The sequence below is a fragment of the Bradyrhizobium sp. MI1.11 genome (assembly GCF_055811255.1).
The window spans coordinates 1-1,394 of record NZ_JBVVPM010000171.1; the positions used below are offsets into that span (position 1 = coordinate 1).

Genomic DNA, 1,394 nt, shown 5'->3' on the forward strand with positions numbered 1-1,394 from the left:
TTGACCCTGGCTGTTCTCTAATTCCGGGCGTGAGGTCAAGCTCTCCTTGAACATCCTTGCCGGGTCCATGGTTCTCTCCGCGGTAGGGGCGTGCCCTCCGCATGATGGCGTAAGATGACGTTAGCGGATCAATGTGTGAAGCGCGCTTTGCCCTTTCGAGCACCGCAAAGCCAGGGGCGATCTCACCAACGCCAGCGTCCCGGCAGGGACGTTCGCTCCCGCTGTTCGGCGGGAACTCGTTTATCCTTTATGCAGGCTGATCAGCAGCATCCCTTGATGACCATTTAAATTCGGTACCATCGATCCACATCCGATGCAGAATGACAGCAAGTTTTCGGGCAACCGCAACCTTGGCTTTGCGTAGGCCGCTTCGTTTCGCAAGCCGAATACCCCACGCTTTTAGTGCTGACCATTTTGCTACGCGCGTCAGCAGCACATTGGCCGCCTCGTAGAGGTAACTTCGCAGCATCTTATCGCCGCATTTCGAGATTCGGCCCGTCCAGTCAATCTCCCCGGATGCGTATCGGCGAGTCGTTAGCCCTGCGTAGGCTCCGACGCTTCGTGACCTCTTGAAGCGAGCGGGGTCATCGATCGTCGCAAGGAAGCAAAGGGCCGTGACCGGGCCGACGCCAGGAGCCGTCATGAACCGTCGCACGTGAGCATTGTTGCGAGCCAGCCGCAGCACCTTGCGGTCAAGGTCCTCAATCTGTTGCTCGACGGCCTCGCGTGCCTTCAGCAACGGATCGACCGCGGCAAAAAGCTCTGACCGTTGCTTGGCCAACTGCGCAGCGCGCACAGCAAACACATTCATCTTTGCTCGTCCGATGACGAGCCCAAGATTCTTGAGGAGCCCCCGGATTTGATTTTCGATATCCCGCTTGATCTTGACGAGCAGAGCTCGACTGACAAGAAGGGCTTTGGTCGCATGACTGTCGAGATCCTTGACGCAAACCTCCTTGTACCAACCACATTGCATGATGCGCGCTATGCCAGCAGCGTCATTTCGGTCGCTCTTATTGATCTGCATCTTCAGAACCGCCTTCGCATGCCTGGCGTCAATGCAGATAACGGGTAACCCGATCTTATTCAGTTCGGTCCACAGCCATGTCGACGTTGCTCCGGTCTCGAGTCCAATCCGAACGACGTGTGACGCGTGCAATTTGATGAACGTCGCGATCGCCTCCGGGTCAGACGTAACCACCCCTTCGCGCTCGACCTTTCCGGTCCGATCGACGATGCAGATCGAAGTCAGTTTCAGGGACACGTCTAATCCGACATAGTGCTCCATTGCCTCTCTCCGTCATTGCAAGGCCCTGGGGTAGGCCTCGTCGAGTCCTGGAGAGCTGATTCGCAGAGCCTGAGTATGGCTCCGAGCCCGGAATTACCCCATGTGT

1 protein-coding gene is annotated in these 1,394 nt (G+C 57.2%); it reads right to left on the reverse strand.

Annotated features, from left to right (window positions below; genetic code table 11):
* Nucleotides 1–247: 247 nt before the first annotated feature.
* Nucleotides 248–1,288: an IS110 family RNA-guided transposase gene (locus tag AC0L30_RS42925; protein ID WP_473308838.1), complete on the reverse strand. Its 1,041-nt coding sequence runs from the start codon at nucleotides 1,286–1,288 to the stop codon at nucleotides 248–250.
* Nucleotides 1,289–1,394 lie beyond the last annotated feature (106 nt).

Excerpts from the sequence above, each read along its gene's own strand:
- AC0L30_RS42925 (WP_473308838.1), bottom strand. The coding sequence starts at position 1,288 with ATGGAGCACTATGTCGGATTAGACGTGTCCCTGAAACTGACTTCGATC.